The organism is Faecalispora sporosphaeroides DSM 1294 (assembly GCA_000383295.1).
GTDB lineage: Bacteria > Bacillota > Clostridia > Oscillospirales > Acutalibacteraceae > Faecalispora > Faecalispora sporosphaeroides.
This window is the reverse complement of record KB911069.1, coordinates 221,548-240,644: the sequence shown is the minus strand read 5'-3', so window position 1 is coordinate 240,644 and position 19,097 is coordinate 221,548. Positions and strand designations below refer to the sequence as shown.

Sequence of the window (19,097 nt, the reverse complement as noted above, 5' to 3'; positions counted from 1 at the left end):
TATGAGCGGACATTTTCAGGAGGTTACTATGACGGAACGACGTGTTGTCATCACCGGACTGGGGGCGGTTACCCCCATCGGCCTGACCGCAGACGAAACCTGGCGCTCCGCAAAGGACGGCGTCTGCGGAATCGGGGAAATCACGCTGTATGATACTGCGAATCAAAAGGTAAAAATTGCCGGTGAGGTCAAAAACTTTCAGCCGGAAAACTATATGGACAAGCGCGAAGCCAGAAAGCTCGACCGCTTTACACAGCTCGCTATCGCCGCCGCCGATCAGGCGTTCCGCGACAGCGGCATCGTAACGGAGCGGGAGAATGCGTACCGCTGCGCCGTGATTGTTTCCAGCGGCATCGGCGGGCTGGGCACGATTGCGGACGAGCACGCCCGCGGCGAGCAGAAGGGCTTTGACCGCGTTTCCCCGTATTTTATCCCGATGTCCATTGCCAACATGGGCGCGGCGCACATCGCGATCCGCTGCGGCTTTCGCGGTATGGTCACCTGCCCGGTTACCGCCTGCGCCGGCGGCACCAACGCCGTGGGAGACGCCATGCGCCTGATTCGCGGCGGTCACGCGGAGGTCGCCATCTGCGGCGGCGCGGAGGCCTCCATCACCCCGCTGGGGATCGGCGGCTTTACCTCGATGAAGGCGCTGTCGGAATCGAACGACCCGAACCGGGCCTCCATCCCCTTTGACAAGGAGCGCGACGGCTTTGTGATGGGCGAGGGCGCCGCGATGCTGGTGCTGGAAAGCCTGGAGCACGCGCAGGCGCGCGGCGCGAACATCTACGGGGAGGTAATCGGTTACGGCGCCACCTGCGACGCGTACCACATTACGGCTCCCGACCCGGACGGAGGCGCCGCGCAGGAATGTATGCGTCAGGCGATTGAGGATGCCGGGATCACCCCCGAACAGGTAGACTATATCAACGCGCACGGAACCTCTACCCCGCTGAACGATAAAGGGGAAACCGCCGCTGTGAAAGCGGTGTTCGGCGAATACGCCAAACACCTGATGATCAGCTCCACCAAATCGATGACAGGCCATCTGCTGGGGGCCAGCGGCGCGGTAGAAGCGCTTTTGAGCACACTTGCGCTGAAGGATGGCTTTGTGCCCCCCACCGTCAACTACCGGGTACCGGATGAAGAATGCGATCTGGACGTTGTGCCGAACACCGGCCGCAAGGCCGATTTGCGCTTTGCGCTCTCGAATTCTCTGGGATTCGGCGGGCATAACGCCAGCCTGATCCTCAAACGCTGGGAGGGAGAATGATATGCAGCTCAATTCCAATCAGATTCAGGAGATTCTGCCCCACCGCTACCCCTTTCTGCTGGTGGATAAAATTGTGGACGGAGAGCCCGGCACGTGGGCCAAGGGAATCAAGTGCGTCACCGCAAACGAACCGTTTTTCTGCGGACATTTTCCGCAGAAGCACGTGATGCCCGGCGTGCTGATCATTGAGGCGCTGGCGCAGGTAGGCGCTGTTGCAATTTTGTCCGTGGAAGAAAACCGGGGGAAAATTGGTTTTTTGGGCGGCATTAAAAACGCCCGCTTCCGGCAGCAGGTGGTGCCCGGCGACGTGCTGGAGCTCACCTGTGAGCTCACCCGCCAGCGCGGGCCGGTCGGCTTTGGAACCGCCACCGCCACCGTAAACGGCAAGGTAGCCGCCTCCGCCGAGCTGACCTTTGCCATCGGCGACTGAATCCCGCGGTGAGCGAACAAAGCCACGAAAATGAAACGCGGGCCGCCCTGTGCCAGAGGGCGCCCGTATACCTGCAAAGGAGATCACGAATGCTTGAACAATCCTTGTCAGACGTCTATTCAAAATTTAAGCTTTATTTTTATCGGAAGGTATTTTCCCGGTTTGAAGGCCGCGAAGCGAGCCTGACTACGGTGGAAACTTACTGCATCGAAATTATTCATGCGTTGGAGCACCCAACGATCAATGAATTTGCCTCCTTTGCCCAAATATCCCCCCCCAACGCGGCTTATAAAGTGACGAACCTGATTCAGAAGGGGTATCTCAAAAAGATTCGTTCCAAAACGGATAAGCGGGAGTATTTTTTAGAGGTCACTCCGAAATATTTTGAGTATTACAATCTGAACCACGGTTATATTCTGACCGTGATCGACCGGATTAAGCATCGTTTTACCCCGCAGGAGGTGACTCTGCTGGATCATATTCTGACCGTGATGTACGACGAGCTGATGCCGGAGGTTCCCCTCCCGCACAGAGATCGGGAGCGGCCCTGAGAACGGGCGCATTTCGTCTGCTGCTGTCCTTGTCAAAGCGAAAAGTGGTGCCGGCCGCTTTTCGCTTTCTTTTGTTTGACCACAGCGGGACAGGCGTGCTATAATCTGAAATGAAATTCATGTAAAATCGTCGGCTTCCCCTCTGCCGAGGGCGCGGGAAAAACCGACTGTTATTCTAAAATGAAGGCGCGATGGGATGGAAGAAACACAGAAGATCGAACAAAGTATTCTCAAAAAGTATAAAAAAGAAATCTGGAACCGCATGATCGGCGGAATCAAGGATTATCAGTTAATTCTGCCGGGCGACCGGATCGCCGTGTGCATTTCCGGCGGCAAGGACTCCATGCTTTTGGCCAAGTGTCTGCAAATGCTTCAGCGCCATACGGAGATTCCGTTTGAGCTGGAGTTTTTGTCGATGGACCCCGGCTACAACGAGTATAACCGGGAGCTGATCGCACAAAATGCCGGAAAGCTGGGAATCCCCCTGACGGTGTTTTCGTCGCGGATTTTCGAGATCGTCAGTCATTCCGGCGGGAATCCCTGCTATTTGTGCGCCAGAATGCGGCGCGGCCATCTGTATGCCAAGGCGAAAGAGCTCGGCTGCAACAAAATTGCGCTGGCGCACCATTTTGACGACGTGATCGAAACCACGATGATGAGCATGCTTTACGGCGCGGAAATCCGTACCATGATGCCAAAGCTCAAAAGCACCAACTTCCCCGGCATGGAAATCATCCGTCCGCTGTATTTGGTGCGCGAGCGCGACGTGCTGGCCTGGAAGCGTTACAACGCGCTGGAATTCGTGCGCTGCGGGTGTCCTTTGTCTGAAAACGCTCCCGTCTGCACGGAAAAGGAAAACAACGGCTCAAAGCGCGCGATGGTAAAAGAGCTGATCGCCCGCCTGCGCAGGGACAACCCGCAGGTGGACATCAATATTTTTCGCAGCATGCACAACGTAAATCTCGATACCGTTCTCGGCTACCGCCAGGGCGGCCAAGCACACAGCTTTCTGGAGCAGTACGGTCAATCGGCCGGCGACATGCCAATCGAAGATGACGCGGCGGAGGAATAGAGAATCCGCCGGTCATTGGAAGAAAGAAGGATTTTTTTGAAATACATAAAATACTATGTCCTGCAGCTCGTTATGATCGCCACCATGCTGGTGTTTGCTTTCGCGTTTGCCGAGTTTTCCATGGGACGAGACACCTCCGTTGGGGTGATCGCTCTGTACATTGCGCTGTCTGTTTTTTATTTGTTCTCTTATTTTTTTTTGCAGCGCAAAATGCGTCAGGGGGGGAAAAGCGCCGAAGACATTTTTCACCTGCTGCAAACCGAAGAAATTTACAATATGCTGCATATCTTTAACGAGAAGGTTGGGGTCGCGTTCACCGTTATTATGGCACTGGGCAGTATTGTGGTATATTTTTTAAAGCACCCTGTTTGATTCGGCTCTAAAATTCTTCTCCAGCCGTTGTGTTCTATTGATAAATGCGGGAGGTTCTACGGATGAAAAGGTGTTATGGAATCGGTATCGCGGCTTTCTGTATCTGTCTTTCTCTTTTTCTCGCAGGCTCTCATTTTATTTCCTTGGGCGTAATGAAAGGCAGTCTGGAATCGGATGCCCGAAAATCGCAGAAGATTGACGCCGGCTGGAAAGCAGTCTCCGCTCATTCAGATAAATTTTCTGCGGTTCTCTTTTATGACGAATCCCAAAGCCAAGGCAGCTATGCCCTGTATGAAACGCACAACAGACGACCGTCTGTCGGCTATTTCTTAAAAGCAGAAGGCAGCCTTGCGGATACCGATATCGTAGAAGGAATACAAGGCTATGGCTACGGAAACGGTTTTGCTGTTTTATCTATGAACAAAGTAAACGCGGTGAGGGTCGAAAGAGTATTGGAAAAAGAAAACCTCCCAAAAGAGAGTCGGGAGGTAGTCCCCGGCAAGCCCTTTGCAGTCACCTTCTCATCCCATGATCATTCACACAACGGGACAATCACTGTGTACGACGCGGAAGGACGCAGCATTCCGTTTGATTCCTTCGTTATCACAGAATGCTACTGAATGTACACTTTCAAGAATGGTATAGCGCTGCTGTATCATTCTTTTTTGTCTTTTTATCAACCCATACATATATGTTATGAATGCGGCAGTGGACATTCCCGAATTTCTGCGCTATACTAACGACAAACACAAGCAAAAGGAGTGACCGATATGGGAACCATTCCCACCCTTGAGCAGGCGCAGGCTCTGCTGGAAGAATATAATCAGGACGAATTTCATCTGCGCCACGCGAAAATCGTCTCCGGTGTGATGGGCTATTTTGCGCAGGAATACGACCCGGAAAACGTGGAGTTCTGGAAAGTGGCAGGCCTGCTTCACGATTTGGATTTTGAGCAATACCCGGAGCAGCACTGCGTTAAATGTCAGGAGATCATGCGCGAGCGCGGGCTGGACGAACGGCTGATTCGCGCGGTGGCCAGCCATGGGCACCTGCTCCGTGTGGATATTCCCCCGGAGCACATCATGGAGAAGATTTTGTATGCTACGGATGAGCTCACCGGCCTGATCGGCGCGGTGGCGATTATGCGGCCATCCAAAAGTGTTTCGGATCTGGAGCTGAAATCGGTTAAGAAAAAATTCAAATCCGCCGGCTTTGCGGCAGGATGCTCCCGCGAGGTCATTTCAAGGGGCGCCGAAATGCTCGGCTGGTCTTTGGACGAGCTGATCGAGCGCACCATTCTCGCAATGCGCAGCCTGACGGATACAATGGATATTTAATCTCCCCGCATCAGCCGCCCGGAATTTCGCCTCAATCCGCTGCGAAGGGTTATTATAAATTTACAGAATCAGTCAAGCATTGGCGGTGGTTTCAAGCAGCCTAACCATTGAATAATTTCTTCAATAATTGTATAATAGTTCCAGGAATCCCCAAAATAACATGGAAACGGGCGTTTCTCTTGCACAGATCATGCGCCCCGGCAGAAGGAGCATTATCATGACTACATTTGAAGAGCTTTACAACAGACTGGTCAAAGCTTCCGTACAGAATCACCTGGAGGAGGAGTTGGAGCAGGCCAAGCAGGACGGATTTGATCCGCATCATCTGGACTGCCTGCTGAACCCGTCGAAATACGCGCCGGTGATCCGAATCGGCGACTGCGACTGCACCGATAAAGAAGATACATCCTGCGCCGGAAAGTGCCTGTTTGACGCACTGTACCGCGACGAAAACGGAAATATCTCGATTAACAAGGAGCTATGCGTTGGCTGTTCCGAGTGCGTCAACAATTGTCAGGCCAAAAAGCTGACGGAAAGCCGAGATATTCTTCCCGCATTGTCTGCTATTCAGAACGCGAAAACTCCGGTATACGCAATGGTTGCGCCGGCTTTCATCAACCAGTTCAGCAGCGACGTTACCCCCGGCAAGCTGCGCAGCGCCTTTAAGAAAATCGGGTTCGACGGCATGGTAGAGGTGGCGCTGTTTGCGGATATCCTCACGCTGAAGGAAGCTTTGGAATTCGACAAAAACATTGTGAAAGAGGAAGATTATCAGCTGACCAGCTGCTGCTGTCCCATGTGGATTTCGATGATTCGCAAGGTGTATAAGCAATTGATCCCCCACGTGCCCGGCGCTGTTTCGCCCATGGTGGCCTGCGGCCGTTCCATTAAAACCTTGTACCCCGGCGCGATCACCATCTTTATCGGGCCCTGCCTGGCCAAAAAAGCAGAGGCAAAAGAGGCCGATGTTTCGGACTCCACCGATTTTGTTCTGACATTCCAGGAAATCAAGGATGTTTTCGACTTTGCCGGAATCGATTTGGCCTCTATGCCGGAGGATGAACGCGACCACTCTTCCCGCGCCGGCCGTATCTATGCCGGCACCGGCGGCGTCAGTGAAGCGGTACAGAGCACGGTAACGCGCCTGAACCCGGACCGCCAAATTTCCGTTCGCGCCGCACACGCAGACGGCGTGCGCGCCTGCAAAGAGATGCTCAGCAGCGCGCTGGAGGGCAAGCTGACCGCTAACTTTATTGAAGGCATGGGCTGTGTCGGCGGCTGTGTCGGCGGGCCGAAGGCGCTGATTCCGAAAGAGGAAGGCCGTAAGAACGTATTTGAATACGGCGACACCGCTACCTACCCCACCCCCATCGACAATCCCTATGTGATAGAGCTTCTGCATCGCCTGGGGTTCGATACCGTTGAGGACTTGCTCGAGAAGAGCGATATTTTCACCCGCCAGTTTTAACCACAATAAAAACCTCCACAGATCCGGAGCCGGAACTGTGGAGGTTTTTTTCCGCCCTCCGGCGGAACGTTAGCATGCTTTGAAGGAGAGTTCATTCTATTTATTAAGCCTTATACCAAGGCACTTGTCATTTGTCTGCCAGCCTGCGGCCCGGTATTCCGGCCAACCGCAGGCAGCGAATGCAGTGTTTTGTTACTGTTTTCAGTATAGTGGAAAGTTATGTGAAAATTATGAACCGAATCGAAACAAATCAAAAACAAAACTGCTTCAGATCAAATATAGGCTTTGAAGATCTTTCGATTCTAACGCCGCACCGCTTTTCGCTGTTCCCGTTCTTTTCCGCTCTCCTGAGCAATGAGCAAACAGAAAGCTTTCAGCCAAATTCTTCTGAAAAGCTTATTCCTTCAAACAAAAAAGCAGGCGGACAAAAGAAACTGCCCGCCCACTTTATCATAGCAATCGACGCTATATTCTATTTATTGCACTGGCCCATGTACTGGAGCAGCAGCTCAAATAACTCTTTGCAGTTCATCTGTCATTCTCCTTATCTGTTCCGTCGTTGAATTTCATCTGACTGGTTCCGACCTTACTGATTGCACTGCCCCATGTACTGGAGCAGCAGCTCAAATAACTCTTTGCAACTCATAATCCAATTCTCCTTTAATCCCCATTGTTAAAAATGAATGATACACTTTTTCATTACTTGCTGCACTTATTCATATACTGGAGCAGCAGCTGAATCAATTCCTGGCAATTCATCATCCACATCCTCCTTTTCCCCGAGTTCATTCAAAGTTTTGAATCGGTTTTTGAATGTGGCTAAAGTGTAACACTTCTGTAATCTCTTTTCAAATGCAATTTTTAACATGGAAAACAAGTAAAAATTTGTTACTTTGTATCGTCAGATTTTTTAAAGTCATCCCCGGTGAGTCCCTCGCGGGCCAGCATGACCTCCAGAACGGAAATATCGGAGGAGATGTCCATTGTGGCGTCCCCAAACAAACTATCCAGAAGATTTTCAAACGCGGTGTTGATTGTATCCAGACTTTCACGAATCTGCTTTTTGGCAGAGGTAATATTCTCCCCCTGTACTGGCTGACTGTCAAAATGGCAATAGGAATGAATCAGCTTTAAGGTGGTCGGCAGATAATACTCATTAAATTTTCGGATCTGAGATCCCTTTTCAGGATGTTCCTCCACATAATTCAGTATTTTTTCCGTAACGCTTTCCAAACGGGATATTTTCAGAAGAACAACTTCGTCCGTAATGAAATTTTTGGCCTGACTGATCTGATTCAGCAGATCGCGTCCTTTGGAAGGCGCCGCGCTTTCTTCCGGTTCCTTTTTTTGGGCGCTCCGGCGTTCCCGTTCTTCCATAGACTGCTGTGCCTGAAGATACTGTTGATATGTTTCCTCCCCCAGCATCAGGACGGTTTTCTGATCATCCAGATACCCATTGGGCAGCATGTTGGAACGGATCATTTTTTCCAAATCCTTTGCCACAAACGCCGGGGACTTTCTCACCAGTTTGGCGAGCTGATCAACAGAGCAGAAATTCGCAGTGCCGACACCGTTTAAATAACGAACAATGCGGTTTAACCTGCCGCGTATCCGACAGCCCAGTGTAATCATCCACGCAGAAAGCCCGGTGAAGGGCACGGTAATGGAAGCCAGCGTCAAAAGCACATCCGCCGCCGACAGTGTTGCCGCCGCAACGACCAGTGCAATCATCAGGCTGGCTGAAACCACGCCGAAAATCCCTCCAAATATCAAAAGCAAAATACTGGAAACCTGCTTCCAGGGAAAGCGGGAATCCGAATACCGCAGAGGGCGGGCCTCCACCGGAACGGAGGGATCGGAAGAAAACGGCGGCCGAGGGGGCCTGTGCCGGTTCTTTCTGCTCCGGCGGCGGGAGTTCCCGTCCCCTACCGCATCCTGAAAGGTCTCCTTTACCTCTTGCTTTAAATCGCGAAACTCCTCCGAATGAACCACACCACGCACACTATTGCTGATCTCTCTGCCCAGCATTGAAAAAAATCTCTCAAACATCTTAGATTCCTCACTATGTAGTTCTTAAAATCTATTCATTTTATTATACCTGAATCCGATTCAAATGACAACCAAGCATCCCCGACGCTTTTTACCAATTTTCTTAATTTTCATTATAAATCCGCCATATTTCTTCCGTCAGGCTTTTTCAAAAAAACTAAAAATAAATTAAAAAAAGATATTGACAGATTGAATAAAACCAGATATAATAACTATCGTTGTCCCGGCAAATTGTTCCGTGTGATTACACGGCTCGGTAGTTCAGTTGGTTAGAACGCTAGCCTGTCACGCTAGAGGTCGACGGTTCGAACCCGTTCCGAGTCGCCAGTTTGCTGCTATGGCTCAGTTGGCAGAGCACGTCCTTGGTAAGGACGAGGTCACGCGTTCGAATCGCGTTAGCAGCTCCAATAAAACCCGCTTAGTTGAAACGCTAAGCGGGTTTTTTGTTTTTATTTTTGAAATATTTTCAGGCTCTATTCGCTCTACCCCAACATTTATTATAGAGCCCATTTAAAAAAGTCGACCCTTTTACGTTGTCCAAAACAAATATGCCGTTTCTCAGCTTTTCCCTTTTTCCCCGACAAAATCCATTTTCTGACTGTAACAGCTGTTTCCGCTCTTTATTTTAATTCTGAGAGAAATCCAGAGCTGTTTTCAGGAACGATATGAGTGAAACAACAAGTGTAAATGAAGCAAATCCAGCCATAATAGGAAGAGATGATTTGCGCGGCGGGCAGGCACCGAAGGACTGCGCCGAAAATAAGAATCAGGAGCTAAAACAATGGGTCTGCAAAAACGGTTCTTGTCACTTGGTATGGTCGGTGTGCTCTCTTTTCTCCTGAGTGACGTTCTTGGCTGCTTTCTTGTACAAGGGTATCATCCGGTAACGTCCTATATCAGTGTGTTATCTGCGGACGGTACGCCCTATTCCGGGGTGATGAGAACCTTTATCATGATATATCAAATCTGTTTTCTGTTATTTTCAATTACACTCTGCGTGAAATCGTTTAAAGAATACTGCCCATGCACACGTGTGGGTTCTATTCTGCTCTTTGGCATCGCCTGTTTATCCTTTTTTACGCTCGGCGTTTTCCCAATGACGGTAGAATCCGCGATCAATCCGCAAAACATGATTCACCTTATTTTGGCAGTCAGCATTATCACCTTGCCAATTTTGGCTTTATTCTTGCTTTCTTTTGGCTTCCAGAAAGATCGTAGAAGCATGCTGTCAAGGTCGGCCTTCCTTGCAGGCATCCTGATTTTGCTTTTCGATTTGCTGCATCTGGCGGCTATACAAAACGGATGGAATATCCTGGGCCTTTTACAAAGACTCAGCGTTTATTCCTTTCACGCCTTTACTTTCTTTTTATCCTGGTTGTACGCGAGGAAAACAAGGAGAGCGGTGCGTTAAAGCAATACACCTCAGCATCAAGAATCATGCTCCGCAGAAGAATTTACTCCGCTGCGGGGCATGATTCTTCTTCGGCGCCCTCCTCCACGGATGAAAAACGCTTCCTTCCGACTGTTCCTTCCAATACCGGGCCATGCAGTATCGCGTGGTCGCGCCCGGGGTCAAATCCGGAGAGCTCCGGGTCCTGAAGCAATACTGCCGGCTGCACGGCGTTGGTGCCAAAGCGCCTTTTCAGGCCGTCCACAGCGGTTTCCAGCCGCTCTCTGCGCAGCTGCTCCTGCCCCGTGCCGAACAGATCCATCTGCAGCGGGGCCGAATCACTGACCAAATCGGAGATACTGATGCCAAGGCTGCGAACGGGGCGCTGCCAGTGGTAGTGCTGTACAAACAGCTCCATGCCCGCCTGTGCAATCTCGGCGGCACTGTTGGTGTAGTGGTTCAAGGCATGCTGCCGGCCAAAGGTCTCCAGCCGGTTATCGCGGACACTGATGCTGATGGTGCGTCCCTTACAGCCGTGCTCACGCAGGCGGCGGGCGACGCTGTCCGCCAGAACGTACAGGATAATTTTAGCGTCCTCATTATCCAAAAGATCCCGGGGCGTGGTGGTGCTGTTGCCGATGCTTTTCGCCTCTTCCCGGTCTTCATAGCGGACGACAGGCGTGTTGTCAAAGCCGTTCGCATAGGCGTACAGCACACCGCCCCATTTGCCGAACCAGCCCTTCAGCGTCTGTTCCGGAGTGCCGGCCAAATCCCCTATGGTATGCTTACAGTAAGATTCCAGCCTGTGCTGCGTGGCTCTGCCGACATACAGCAAAGCTCCAACCGGCAGCGGCCAGACTATCTCCTTGAAATTCCCGCGATGGATTTCGGTGACTGCGTCCGGTTTTTTGTAATCCGACCCCAGTTTCGCAAATATTTTATTGTAAGATACGCCGATGCTCACGGTGATGCCCAGCTCACGGCTGATCCGCCTGCGGATTTCCTGCGCAAGCTGCGCGCCGTTTGCGCCCTTGGCGGTGACATCGAGCCAGCATTCATCCAGACCGAACGGTTCCACCCGGTCCGTATATTCCAGATAAATCTGATGGCAAAGCCGCGAGAATTGCCTGTAAAGCTCAAAACGCGGCGGAACAACCATCAGATCAGGGCACTTCTGCCGGGCCTGCCAGAGGGCCTCTCCTGTTTTAACGCCGTATTTCTTTGCCAGCTCATTTTTGGCAAGAATGACGCCGTGGCGCTGTTCCACATCGCCCCCCACGGCTGCCGGTCTGCTTTTCATTTCAGGCTGGTACAGGCTTTCAACGCTTGCGTAAAAGCTGTTGCAGTCTGAATGTAATATGATTCGATCCACATACTCACCACCAAACGCATGTTCTATTCCTCTGATTATTTTAATACAGAACATGCGTTCTGACAATAGGAAAATAAAACAAAAGTCCCGCAGTCCAACTGAACTGCGGGACTTTAAACAAAACAGACACAGGTGAAGCCGCCCGTGCTTCGGTATTACTGCATCAATTGGCCGCTTCTTCCGCCGCAGCCTCGGTTGTTTCTTCCGCATCATCGGCAGCCACTGCCCTTACCGCCTTAACAGCGGCATAAGCCTCGCCCTCCGGGTCGATTGTCCGCACACCCTCGGGAAGATGAAAATCCGCGGCCGTAATGGTATCGCCGGCCTGTTTGCCAGAAACCTCGACCACAATTTCGTCCGGGATCAGCGCCGCCTTGCCTTCCACTTCGGCTTCAGAATGATATACCTGCAATTGCAGCAAATTGTGCTCCAAATCACCGTGGCCACGGAATGCGATGGGAAGCTGCATCTTTACGTCCTGATCCTGCGAGATCATCTGAACAGACACATGAACCGCATTCCCGTCCACAGGATGCCGCTGAACCTCTTTTAAAAATCCAAATTTTTTTTCGCCGCCCAGCAGAATCCACAATTTTGCGCTGGTGCCATGCCGCGCAATCACTTTGTTCAGATCATTGCTTTCAAACTGCACAGGAGTGGATGCGGTACCGGGCCCATTCAGAACCCCCGGAACAGAGCCTTCTCTTCTCACCTTTTTCGGCTTGTCTTTTCTGATCACTGCTTTTAAAGCAATCTCTTCCATCGTATAAACACTCCTTTTCTTATCGTGACATTGTTCGTTACCTCGATTTTATACCTATTCCACAAAAAGTCAAACGCAGCCTCCCGCAAGAAAGCCGTGAGAATCGAACGAATCGCTCTCTTGGCCCGTATCAGGCGGCAAAGGCGGCAATTCTGATCCGATTTTCCCGGAATCTCCGGCAGAATCGCGCCTGCCCCGTTCTTTCCCCCTTGATACGGCAAAAAAGCAGGCACCCGATTGATGCCTGCTTTTTATGGAGAGTAGTTTTAGGAACAAACGATATCTTACAGCAGTGTTTGAAAAATCTTTTCGGAGGGACGGGCGATCACCGTGGTAGAAAGCAAAAGCTCCGTTTCCGCAGTCGCCGCCGCAACCGCTGTCTTCACAGCCTCCACGTCGCCCGTGAGAAGAACGACGCCCTTCCCCCCGATCGCATAGCCTATTTTCACTTCGATCAGCGTAACGTCCGCGGCCTTTGCGGCAATATCCGCTGCGCGGATGCCGGAGGCCACCGAGTAAAATTCCATCACACCGACCGCCCGAATCGCTTCTACCGGGTTCGTCAGACCGATGGCCGGAATCAACTGGGGATCAATGTTGGGAATCAGCAGGCTGTCTACAAAGTATTCCCCCGCCGCCTGAATTCCTTTATCCATGGAGGTTTCCACATCGCCGGTGCTGCCGCCGATAATCACAATGTATTTTCCGGGACAAACCGTAGAGGCCTTGACCAGTTCGGCACTGGACACCTTGACCATTCGGTCGCTGACTTCTATTCCGCGGGCAATGCTGGAAAGCTCAATTGCTCCAATCGCTTCTCTCATTGTCCTCAAGCCTCCCTATCGCGGCGGATCGATGCGCCGTCCTCATTGATTTGTGTCACAATTCCACCGATGCTGGCGTGGATATTGGCGGAGAGCCCCTGTGCGGCCGACGCCAGCAGATCGCCCTTTCGTACCGTTTCTCCAGCCTGCACGGCCGGAACGGCGGGCTTGCCGATATGCTGCCGGAACGAAATCCAGACCTGCTCCGGGAAAAGCTCGGCGCAGTCGTCCCCGGCATGCTGATGGAAATACTCCGAAAGCCCCAGACGGGCCACCAGACGGTCGGTCGGCACCTTGCCGTACAATGACCCTTCCCTCGCCTTAGGAGAAAGGTTTCGCGGCGCCTGAATGCCTTGCTCACGCAGCCTGCCCTTCAGGTAAGCATTTACCTTGCGGGGCGACAGCCCCATGGGACAGGAGAACATTTCGCACACACCGCAGTCGCAGCAGTTCGCGGCCTGCCCGAATACCTTTTGGTATTCGTCCCTGTCGGAGATCAATTCCTCGCGGAACAGATTCCGCATCATCAGATGCGGCTGGATCGTATGCCCGATCAGATACCGCGGACACAGGCTGGTGCACATCCGGCACTGAACACAGGCGCTTTTGGCCTGCGTTTTAATCCGGCCAAGCGGCAGCGCCGCCCGGCGCGCCAGATAATGCTCCTTTGACAGAACAATCAGGTTCCCTGTTGTTTTCGTCACGGTCAGATGATCGATTTCGGCAGGGTCGGTCACGACGCGCCCCATCATGGGGCCGCCGAGGATGACGACATAATCGGTAATTTTCGGATGGGCGCTGCCGACGCACTCGCGCAAGGGCGTGCCGAGCGGAGCCTTTCGCATCACTGGGCGCTCCACCTCGCCGACGACGGACAGATATTTTTCCGTTACGGGGATGCCCCGCAGGGCGTCGTGAATATTCAGCAGAGTTCCCACGTTGTCCACCACGGCGCCCACGTCGAGCGGGATTCCGCGTTCGGGAACCGAGGTGCCGCACACCTGCCGGACCAGCACCTGCTCATCCCCGGCCGGATAAAAGGACGGCATCTCGAACAGCTCGATCTTTGCGCCAGAGGCCGCGATGGCCTGCCGCAGCGCGGCGATCTCTTTGACATATTTCTTTTTTAGGGCAATCACGGCTCTTTGGGCGCCGACATGAGCCGCCACCGCACCCACCGCCTGAACGATCTGATTTGGGAAGGTACGCATCAAATATTTATCCGTTTCAATCAGCGGCTCACATTCCGCGCCGTTCACCACAAAGCACTCCGCCTTGGCGGAAAGCTTTACGTGCGTGGGGAACCCGGCTCCGCCGGCCCCTACCACACCCGCAGCCTTTACCGCTTCGATCAAATCCATACGATCACCATCCTGCCTCATTGATACCGATCTTCCGTTAAAACCGTGTATCAAAACTGGTTGTCTCTCCCCGCTTTCAACGAGAGAGGACAACTGTTTCTTACTTTGAATCAGTTATTTCTACTACAGCACATTGGTGTTGATTTCTTTGTCGTCTATGATGCCGACTACGGTTGCGTCCACCGGAACATCGGAACGCCCAAGCGCTGTTCGGGCGGAGCTCCCGCTGACGATGAGCACCGTTTCCCCGATCCCCGCGCCGATGCTGTCCACCGCGACTATGGGGGTTCCGGGCTTTTCTCCCTCCAGTAAATTCAGAGGGCAGACGACCAGAAACTTAAATCCCCTCAGGCTTTCTTCCTTCCGGGTTGACCAGATATTTCCAATCACCTTTCCTACCAGCATAAAAAGCTCCTCCCGCTCCCGTTGAGGGGGTTATTTTTCAATACAGTTCATGGCGATCCCCGCCGGTGTGACCAAAAACGGATTTTCCGGTTTATAGGTGGGGATTCCGGTTTCCTTTTCAAATACCGATTCGATCCCGGCCAGGCAGCAGGTTCCGCCGCACAGGTAAATCGCGCTCACAGCTTCTTTGCTGACATATTTTTTCACGATGGCCGCCATTTTTTCGATCACCGCCTTCACGACGGGGAAGATCTCCTTGTGGCGCGAGGAATCGAGCTTGATGGCCTCTGCCTCTGCAATCGGGATCTGATAGCTGCCCGCCAGCACAAGCGTCAGATGTGTGCCGCCCGTCGGCTCGTCTTCGATCTGAACCACCTTGCCGTCCTTTAAAACGGCAAGGCCCGTGGTGCCGCCGCCGATGTCTACCACAACCCCGTCGGAAACGCGGTAAATGGTGTTGGCGGCGGTCGGCTCGTCGAGCACGTTGACCACCTGCATTCCCGCGCTTTCGGCCACATAGGTGTGCGTTTTCAGGCTGCTGTCGGTTCCGGCCGGCATGGCGATGGCGCACTGCTCCAGGGGCCGGCCCAGTCGGGCCTCCAGCTTTTCTTTCAGCTCGCGCACAATGCGGCAGGCTCCGACATAATCCACAACAACGCCGTCGCGCAGAACGCTCGCCGCCCGCTTTTCACAGGCGACCGGGCGATCCTCGGCATCCAGCACAACAAGCACGATATAAGCGGTGCCCAAATCCAGCCCCACCTTCAGTTTGCCGGGGCACGGCACAAGGGTTTGGGTTTCAGAGCGCTCAACCTGCGCAATATATTCATTGATTCGTTCCAGCTCCAGCAATGCGGGCAGCCTCCGTTTCCGTTGAATTTTCCCGCTCAGCGGATATGCAGCGCGTCAGACATGACGCAGCGGCGCTTTCTGCAGAAGGAACGGGCGGTCGTCAGGCCTTCTCCCGTCGGGCCTGCAATCGTAAAGGTGGTGCAGCCTTCCCCTCCCACGCCGATTCCGGCATAGGACGGCGCGTTCTTCACGAAGATCGTCGTTTGCAGCAGCTTTGCCATCTTTGTCAGCTTATCGACGTTTTTGGAGTGCATCATGGCGGTGTGGCGGTTGCCGCGCTCGGCCACCAGGGCGATCTCAATGGCCTCGTCAACGTCCGCAGCCCGAACGACCGGCAGAATGGGCATCATCAGCTCTTCCATCACAAAGGGGTGGTCCTTGGGCGTTTCCATCAGGATCACGCGCGCGTTTTCTCCGCCGCTGATCCCCAGCTTATTCAGAATATAGGGGGCGCTTTTCCCGACAAACTCCACCTTGGGGCCGCCCTTTTCGTTGGTGACCAGCTGGAGCAGGCGGCTGATGGTGCTTTCCTCCTTGATCTCAAACGCGCCGACGCGCTTCATGTGCCAGATCAGGCAGTCAGCGATGGTATCGACCGCAATGACCTCTTTCTCCGCGATACAGGGAAGGTTGTTGTCGAAGCTGCACCCGTCGATGATGTCTTTGGCCGCTTTCTCAATATCCGCCGTTTCGTCCACGACGACAGGGGGATTGCCCGCTCCCGCGCCGATGGCCTTTTTGCCGGTGGACATGACCATTTTAACGATTCCGGGGCCGCCTGTGGCGACCAGCACCCGGACTTTGGGATGCTTAATCATCAGGTTGGTGTTCTCAACGGAGGGCTCGCGCACCGTTACGATCAAATTCGCGGGAGCGCCCGCTTTCTCCAGCGCCTGATTCAAAGCCGTTACCAGCACATGGGTCACGTTTTTCGCTCTGGGGTGAGGGCTGAACACCACGGTATTCCCACCCGCCAGCATCGCAATGGAATTGCAGATGATGGTTTCGGTCGGGTTCGTCGCGGGCGTGACCGCGCCGATCACGCCGAAGGGGCAGTATTCCACCAGAGTGAGGCCGCGGTCGCCGGTCATCGCCTCGGTGACAAGGTCTTCGGTGCCGGGGGATTTTTCCGCCGCCACACGGTTTTTGATCAGCTTATGTTCATAGTTGCCCATGCCGGTTTCTTCCACCGCCATGCGCGAAATTTTCTGGAGCAGCTCCGGTTCCAGTACCGTGCGGCGGATCACGTCGACATACTTCTGGCGATCCTCCATGGTGGAAAACAGGTACTTTCTCTGCGCCGCTTCACTGGCCTGTACCGCGTCGTCCATGGAATCGAAAATTCCGCAGCTTCCGCAGGCTCCGTTTTCCTCACACGGCGCGGCGCCTGTGCTCTTCATTTCCTCCATCACCAGGCGGGCGACCTGTTCGATCAATTTATCATCTAATTTCATAGCTGTCAGCTCCTTATCGTAGACTCACTCTAAAATCGATTCCCAAAAAGCAGGCGCCAATCTCCCGCTTTTGGCGGAGAGATCTGCTGCCGTTTTCAAGCATGCACACTTTTCAGGGGAATCGATACTGCTTTCCAATTCAGCGGCATTTGCGGATCAGGACATAATCGTTGTTTTTCAGCCCGCACGCATTAGCCTCGTCGGTATCCACATGAATTTCCAGCGCGGATTTCTCCGAGACGCGAACCAACACGTTCCCGAGCACACAGCGCCTTTCGCCGCAGGTTTCCACCTCGACGATCTCTTTGTCGCAAATTCCCATACGCTTCGCAATTTCTGGCGTTGCATGAATATGACGCAGCGCCACAATGGCGCCGCAGGGCAGCTCCAGCGTTCCCAGCGGACCGCAGAGCTGCAGTCCGGGCGTGTTTTCCAGCTGGCCCGATTCCCGGATGGGCGCCTTGACCCCCAGCCGGAAGCTGTCGGAAAGGGAAATCTCCACCTGGCTTTTGGGGCGAACCGGCCCCAGAATACGAACGTTTTCAAAGCTGCCCTTCGGCCCGATGATCGTGACCGTTTCTTTGGCCGCGAACTGGCCGGGCTGCCCCAGCTCCTTGATGGATGTCAGCCGATACCCGGGGCCGAACAGCGTATCCAGATCCGCCTGACTGAGATGCACATGCCGGTTTGATACTCCTACCGGCACCATGTAGTTCTGCATCTCGCGCAGCCGCTCCAAAACAAGCTTTGCAATGGTTTCCACCGTTTGATCCGTGTGCTTCAACCCTTGCACACCTCCCTGTTTTCGATTCCGGCCCGCCGCTTAAAGTGCGGTCGGGCCGGTTCTTCCCTGCCGCAGCTTACGGCAGTATTTTTTCTGTGTCTGAATGGGGCCGCGGAATCACATGGCGGGAAACAACCTCTCCCACTGCGTCCGCCGCCGCTACGCCGGCATCTACCGACGCCTTGACCGCACCGACATCCCCGCGCACCATAACGGTTACCAAGCCGGAGCCGATTTTCTCGTAGCCGATCAGAACGACGTTCGCCGCTTTCACCATGGCGTCTGCCGCCTCAATCGCGCCCACGAGCCCTTTTGTTTCAATCATGCCCAACGCTTCGTTTGACATATTGCATTCCTCCTGTTTCCAAAGTAAGTATTTTCATTTTCTGTTTGAAAAAGGCCATCTATCTGCGCTGCACACAGCTAAGGAGTGGTCGTTTTTCGCTGATTACGTAGCCAGGCGTAAATTACGCAAACAATCCGTTTACCAGGAACATGCTGAGCATAATGGTAAAGGCCGGCGGGTCAATATGGGTATCGCAGTGGCTGTTGAAGGTTTTGGCCAGCGTGTCGCCCAGAACCGTGCAGAAAATCGCCACCAGAATGCCGATCCATACATTCCCCGTCATCACGGCCGCAGAAGCCGCCGGCAGGGTGATGTGGTGAGAGGCCGGGGCGGCAAAGCCCGTCTGAACAAAAATCAGGCTGACCGCGCTCAGGCCGAAGCAGGCGATCGGGAACATTGCCATCGCCTCTTTTGATGCGCCCGAGGAGAGCAGAGAAACCGCCACGCCGCTGACTGCCGCGCCGATGCCCAGCCCCAGCAGGATGTTATACACCAGCGGGCTGCCCGTTGGCACCCACGCTCTCTTTTCGGTTCCCTCATATTTGCCGAACAGGCCGGTGGTGCCAAACACCAGGCGTGTAATAATCGCGAGCGTAATCACCGTAATGGCGGGCAAATCCGTTCTCAGGTGAAGAATATCGCCGTACAGGAATTTGATGAGATAGCCCATCACACCAAACATTCCGCCGACGCAAATCACGGCGGAGCTGCCCGTGCCGTTCAGGGAATACAGGATATCCGCGCCGTTGGGAATCAGCTTTTTTCTGCCCGCAAAGGCCGCCGCGGCAACACCGCCGGCAAAAGCAATATGCGGCCCCAGCATGGAACCGAACGTGATACTGCCAACTGAAAGCTCGGCAATCCCCGCCATCCCCATCAAGCCACCCACGACCGCAAATACACCTGTTAAAATAAAGACCGGCAGCGCTCCCAGCATTGCGCCCAAAACTCCTCCGCCAAAGGCTGCGACCAGCGCGAATAAATCCATACCTCT

General features: G+C 53.5%; 22 protein-coding genes and 2 tRNA genes. 12 read left to right on the top strand and 12 right to left on the bottom strand.

Annotation, left to right across the window (positions count from 1 at the left end):
* Nucleotides 1-28 precede the first annotated feature (28 nt).
* The 9 genes from fabF (at nt 29) to G340_RS17910 (ending at nt 7,066) form a co-directional block, all read left to right on the top strand.
* Entirely contained in the window at nt 29-1,273 is a 1,245-nt protein-coding gene (gene fabF, locus G340_RS0109200) for a beta-ketoacyl-ACP synthase II (RefSeq protein ID WP_020073360.1), read from the top strand.
* Between the two features lies 1 nt (nt 1,274).
* The gene (fabZ, locus tag G340_RS0109195; RefSeq protein WP_020073359.1) at nt 1,275-1,703 is read left to right on the top strand and encodes a 3-hydroxyacyl-ACP dehydratase FabZ; all 429 of its coding nucleotides are present in this window, start codon (nt 1,275-1,277) and stop codon (nt 1,701-1,703) included.
* A gap of 89 nt (nt 1,704-1,792) precedes the next feature.
* Entirely contained in the window at nt 1,793-2,254 is a 462-nt protein-coding gene (locus G340_RS0109190; protein WP_020073358.1) for a MarR family transcriptional regulator, read from the top strand.
* A gap of 196 nt (nt 2,255-2,450) precedes the next feature.
* Complete coding sequence (locus tag G340_RS0109185; RefSeq protein ID WP_020073357.1) at nt 2,451-3,326, top strand: tRNA 2-thiocytidine biosynthesis TtcA family protein; 876 nt, start codon at nt 2,451-2,453, stop codon at nt 3,324-3,326.
* Nucleotides 3,327-3,362: 36 nt separating this feature from the next.
* A complete protein-coding gene (locus G340_RS0109180; protein WP_154653156.1) occupies nt 3,363-3,698 on the top strand; it encodes a hypothetical protein in 336 nt (111 codons plus the stop codon).
* 44 nt (nt 3,699-3,742) lie between these two features.
* Nucleotides 3,743-4,318 carry an arginase family protein gene (locus tag G340_RS0109175; protein WP_326522365.1) on the top strand — a complete coding sequence of 192 codons (576 nt, stop codon included), beginning with the start codon at nt 3,743-3,745 and terminating at the stop codon, nt 4,316-4,318.
* A 150-nt stretch (nt 4,319-4,468) separates the two neighbouring features.
* The gene (locus G340_RS0109170) at nt 4,469-5,035 is read left to right on the top strand and encodes an HDIG domain-containing metalloprotein (RefSeq protein WP_020073354.1); all 567 of its coding nucleotides are present in this window, start codon (nt 4,469-4,471) and stop codon (nt 5,033-5,035) included.
* 160 nt (nt 5,036-5,195) lie between these two features.
* Nucleotides 5,196-6,503 (top strand): [Fe-Fe] hydrogenase large subunit C-terminal domain-containing protein, encoded by a 1,308-nt coding sequence (locus G340_RS0109165; protein WP_020073353.1) that lies wholly within the window; start codon nt 5,196-5,198, stop codon nt 6,501-6,503.
* Nucleotides 6,504-6,634: 131 nt separating this feature from the next.
* Nucleotides 6,635-7,066: a hypothetical protein gene (locus G340_RS17910; RefSeq protein ID WP_154653155.1), complete on the top strand. Its 432-nt coding sequence runs from the start codon at nt 6,635-6,637 to the stop codon at nt 7,064-7,066.
* A gap of 149 nt (nt 7,067-7,215) precedes the next feature.
* Here G340_RS17910 and G340_RS17905 read toward each other — a convergent pair whose 3' ends face one another.
* Together G340_RS17905 and G340_RS0109160 are read right to left on the bottom strand one after the other, a co-directional pair.
* Nucleotides 7,216-7,371 (bottom strand): hypothetical protein, encoded by a 156-nt coding sequence (locus G340_RS17905; RefSeq protein ID WP_154653154.1) that lies wholly within the window; start codon nt 7,369-7,371, stop codon nt 7,216-7,218.
* A gap of 20 nt (nt 7,372-7,391) precedes the next feature.
* Complete coding sequence (locus G340_RS0109160) at nt 7,392-8,552, bottom strand: 5-bromo-4-chloroindolyl phosphate hydrolysis family protein (RefSeq protein ID WP_020073352.1); 1,161 nt, start codon at nt 8,550-8,552, stop codon at nt 7,392-7,394.
* 250 nt (nt 8,553-8,802) lie between these two features.
* Between G340_RS0109160 and G340_RS0109155 the strand changes: the two genes are divergently transcribed.
* From G340_RS0109155 to G340_RS0109145, 3 genes are all read left to right on the top strand, one after another.
* Nucleotides 8,803-8,879: transfer RNA gene (locus G340_RS0109155), tRNA-Asp, on the top strand.
* A gap of 4 nt (nt 8,880-8,883) precedes the next feature.
* Nucleotides 8,884-8,959: transfer RNA gene (locus G340_RS0109150), tRNA-Thr, on the top strand.
* Between the two features lie 374 nt (nt 8,960-9,333).
* A complete protein-coding gene (locus G340_RS0109145) occupies nt 9,334-9,963 on the top strand; it encodes a DUF998 domain-containing protein (protein ID WP_020073351.1) in 630 nt (209 codons plus the stop codon).
* A 43-nt stretch (nt 9,964-10,006) separates the two neighbouring features.
* Here the strand turns inward: G340_RS0109145 and dinB are convergent, their stop codons facing one another.
* The 10 genes from dinB to G340_RS0109095 form a co-directional block, all read right to left on the bottom strand.
* Nucleotides 10,007-11,314: a DNA polymerase IV gene (dinB, locus tag G340_RS16665; protein ID WP_020073350.1), complete on the bottom strand. Its 1,308-nt coding sequence runs from the start codon at nt 11,312-11,314 to the stop codon at nt 10,007-10,009.
* Nucleotides 11,315-11,477: 163 nt separating this feature from the next.
* Nucleotides 11,478-12,077 (bottom strand): 50S ribosomal protein L25, encoded by a 600-nt coding sequence (locus G340_RS0109135; RefSeq protein WP_020073349.1) that lies wholly within the window; start codon nt 12,075-12,077, stop codon nt 11,478-11,480.
* A gap of 284 nt (nt 12,078-12,361) precedes the next feature.
* On the bottom strand, nt 12,362-12,901 hold the full coding sequence (locus tag G340_RS0109130) for a BMC domain-containing protein (protein ID WP_020073348.1): 540 nt from the start codon (nt 12,899-12,901) through the stop codon (nt 12,362-12,364).
* A 5-nt stretch (nt 12,902-12,906) separates the two neighbouring features.
* Nucleotides 12,907-14,262, bottom strand: coding sequence for a 4Fe-4S dicluster domain-containing protein (locus G340_RS0109125; protein WP_020073347.1), 1,356 nt, complete (start codon nt 14,260-14,262; stop codon nt 12,907-12,909).
* A 123-nt stretch (nt 14,263-14,385) separates the two neighbouring features.
* Nucleotides 14,386-14,667, bottom strand: coding sequence for a EutN/CcmL family microcompartment protein (locus G340_RS0109120; protein WP_020073346.1), 282 nt, complete (start codon nt 14,665-14,667; stop codon nt 14,386-14,388).
* Nucleotides 14,668-14,697: 30 nt separating this feature from the next.
* On the bottom strand, nt 14,698-15,519 hold the full coding sequence (gene eutJ / locus G340_RS0109115) for an ethanolamine utilization protein EutJ (protein WP_020073345.1): 822 nt from the start codon (nt 15,517-15,519) through the stop codon (nt 14,698-14,700).
* 35 nt (nt 15,520-15,554) lie between these two features.
* Nucleotides 15,555-16,973: an aldehyde dehydrogenase family protein gene (locus tag G340_RS0109110; RefSeq protein WP_020073344.1), complete on the bottom strand. Its 1,419-nt coding sequence runs from the start codon at nt 16,971-16,973 to the stop codon at nt 15,555-15,557.
* A 139-nt stretch (nt 16,974-17,112) separates the two neighbouring features.
* Entirely contained in the window at nt 17,113-17,757 is a 645-nt protein-coding gene (locus G340_RS0109105; RefSeq protein WP_020073343.1) for a phosphate propanoyltransferase, read from the bottom strand.
* 76 nt (nt 17,758-17,833) lie between these two features.
* A complete protein-coding gene (locus G340_RS0109100) occupies nt 17,834-18,103 on the bottom strand; it encodes a BMC domain-containing protein (protein WP_009064199.1) in 270 nt (89 codons plus the stop codon).
* A gap of 121 nt (nt 18,104-18,224) precedes the next feature.
* Nucleotides 18,225-19,091: a hypothetical protein gene (locus G340_RS0109095; protein WP_020073342.1), complete on the bottom strand. Its 867-nt coding sequence runs from the start codon at nt 19,089-19,091 to the stop codon at nt 18,225-18,227.
* Nucleotides 19,092-19,097: the final 6 nt, after the last annotated feature.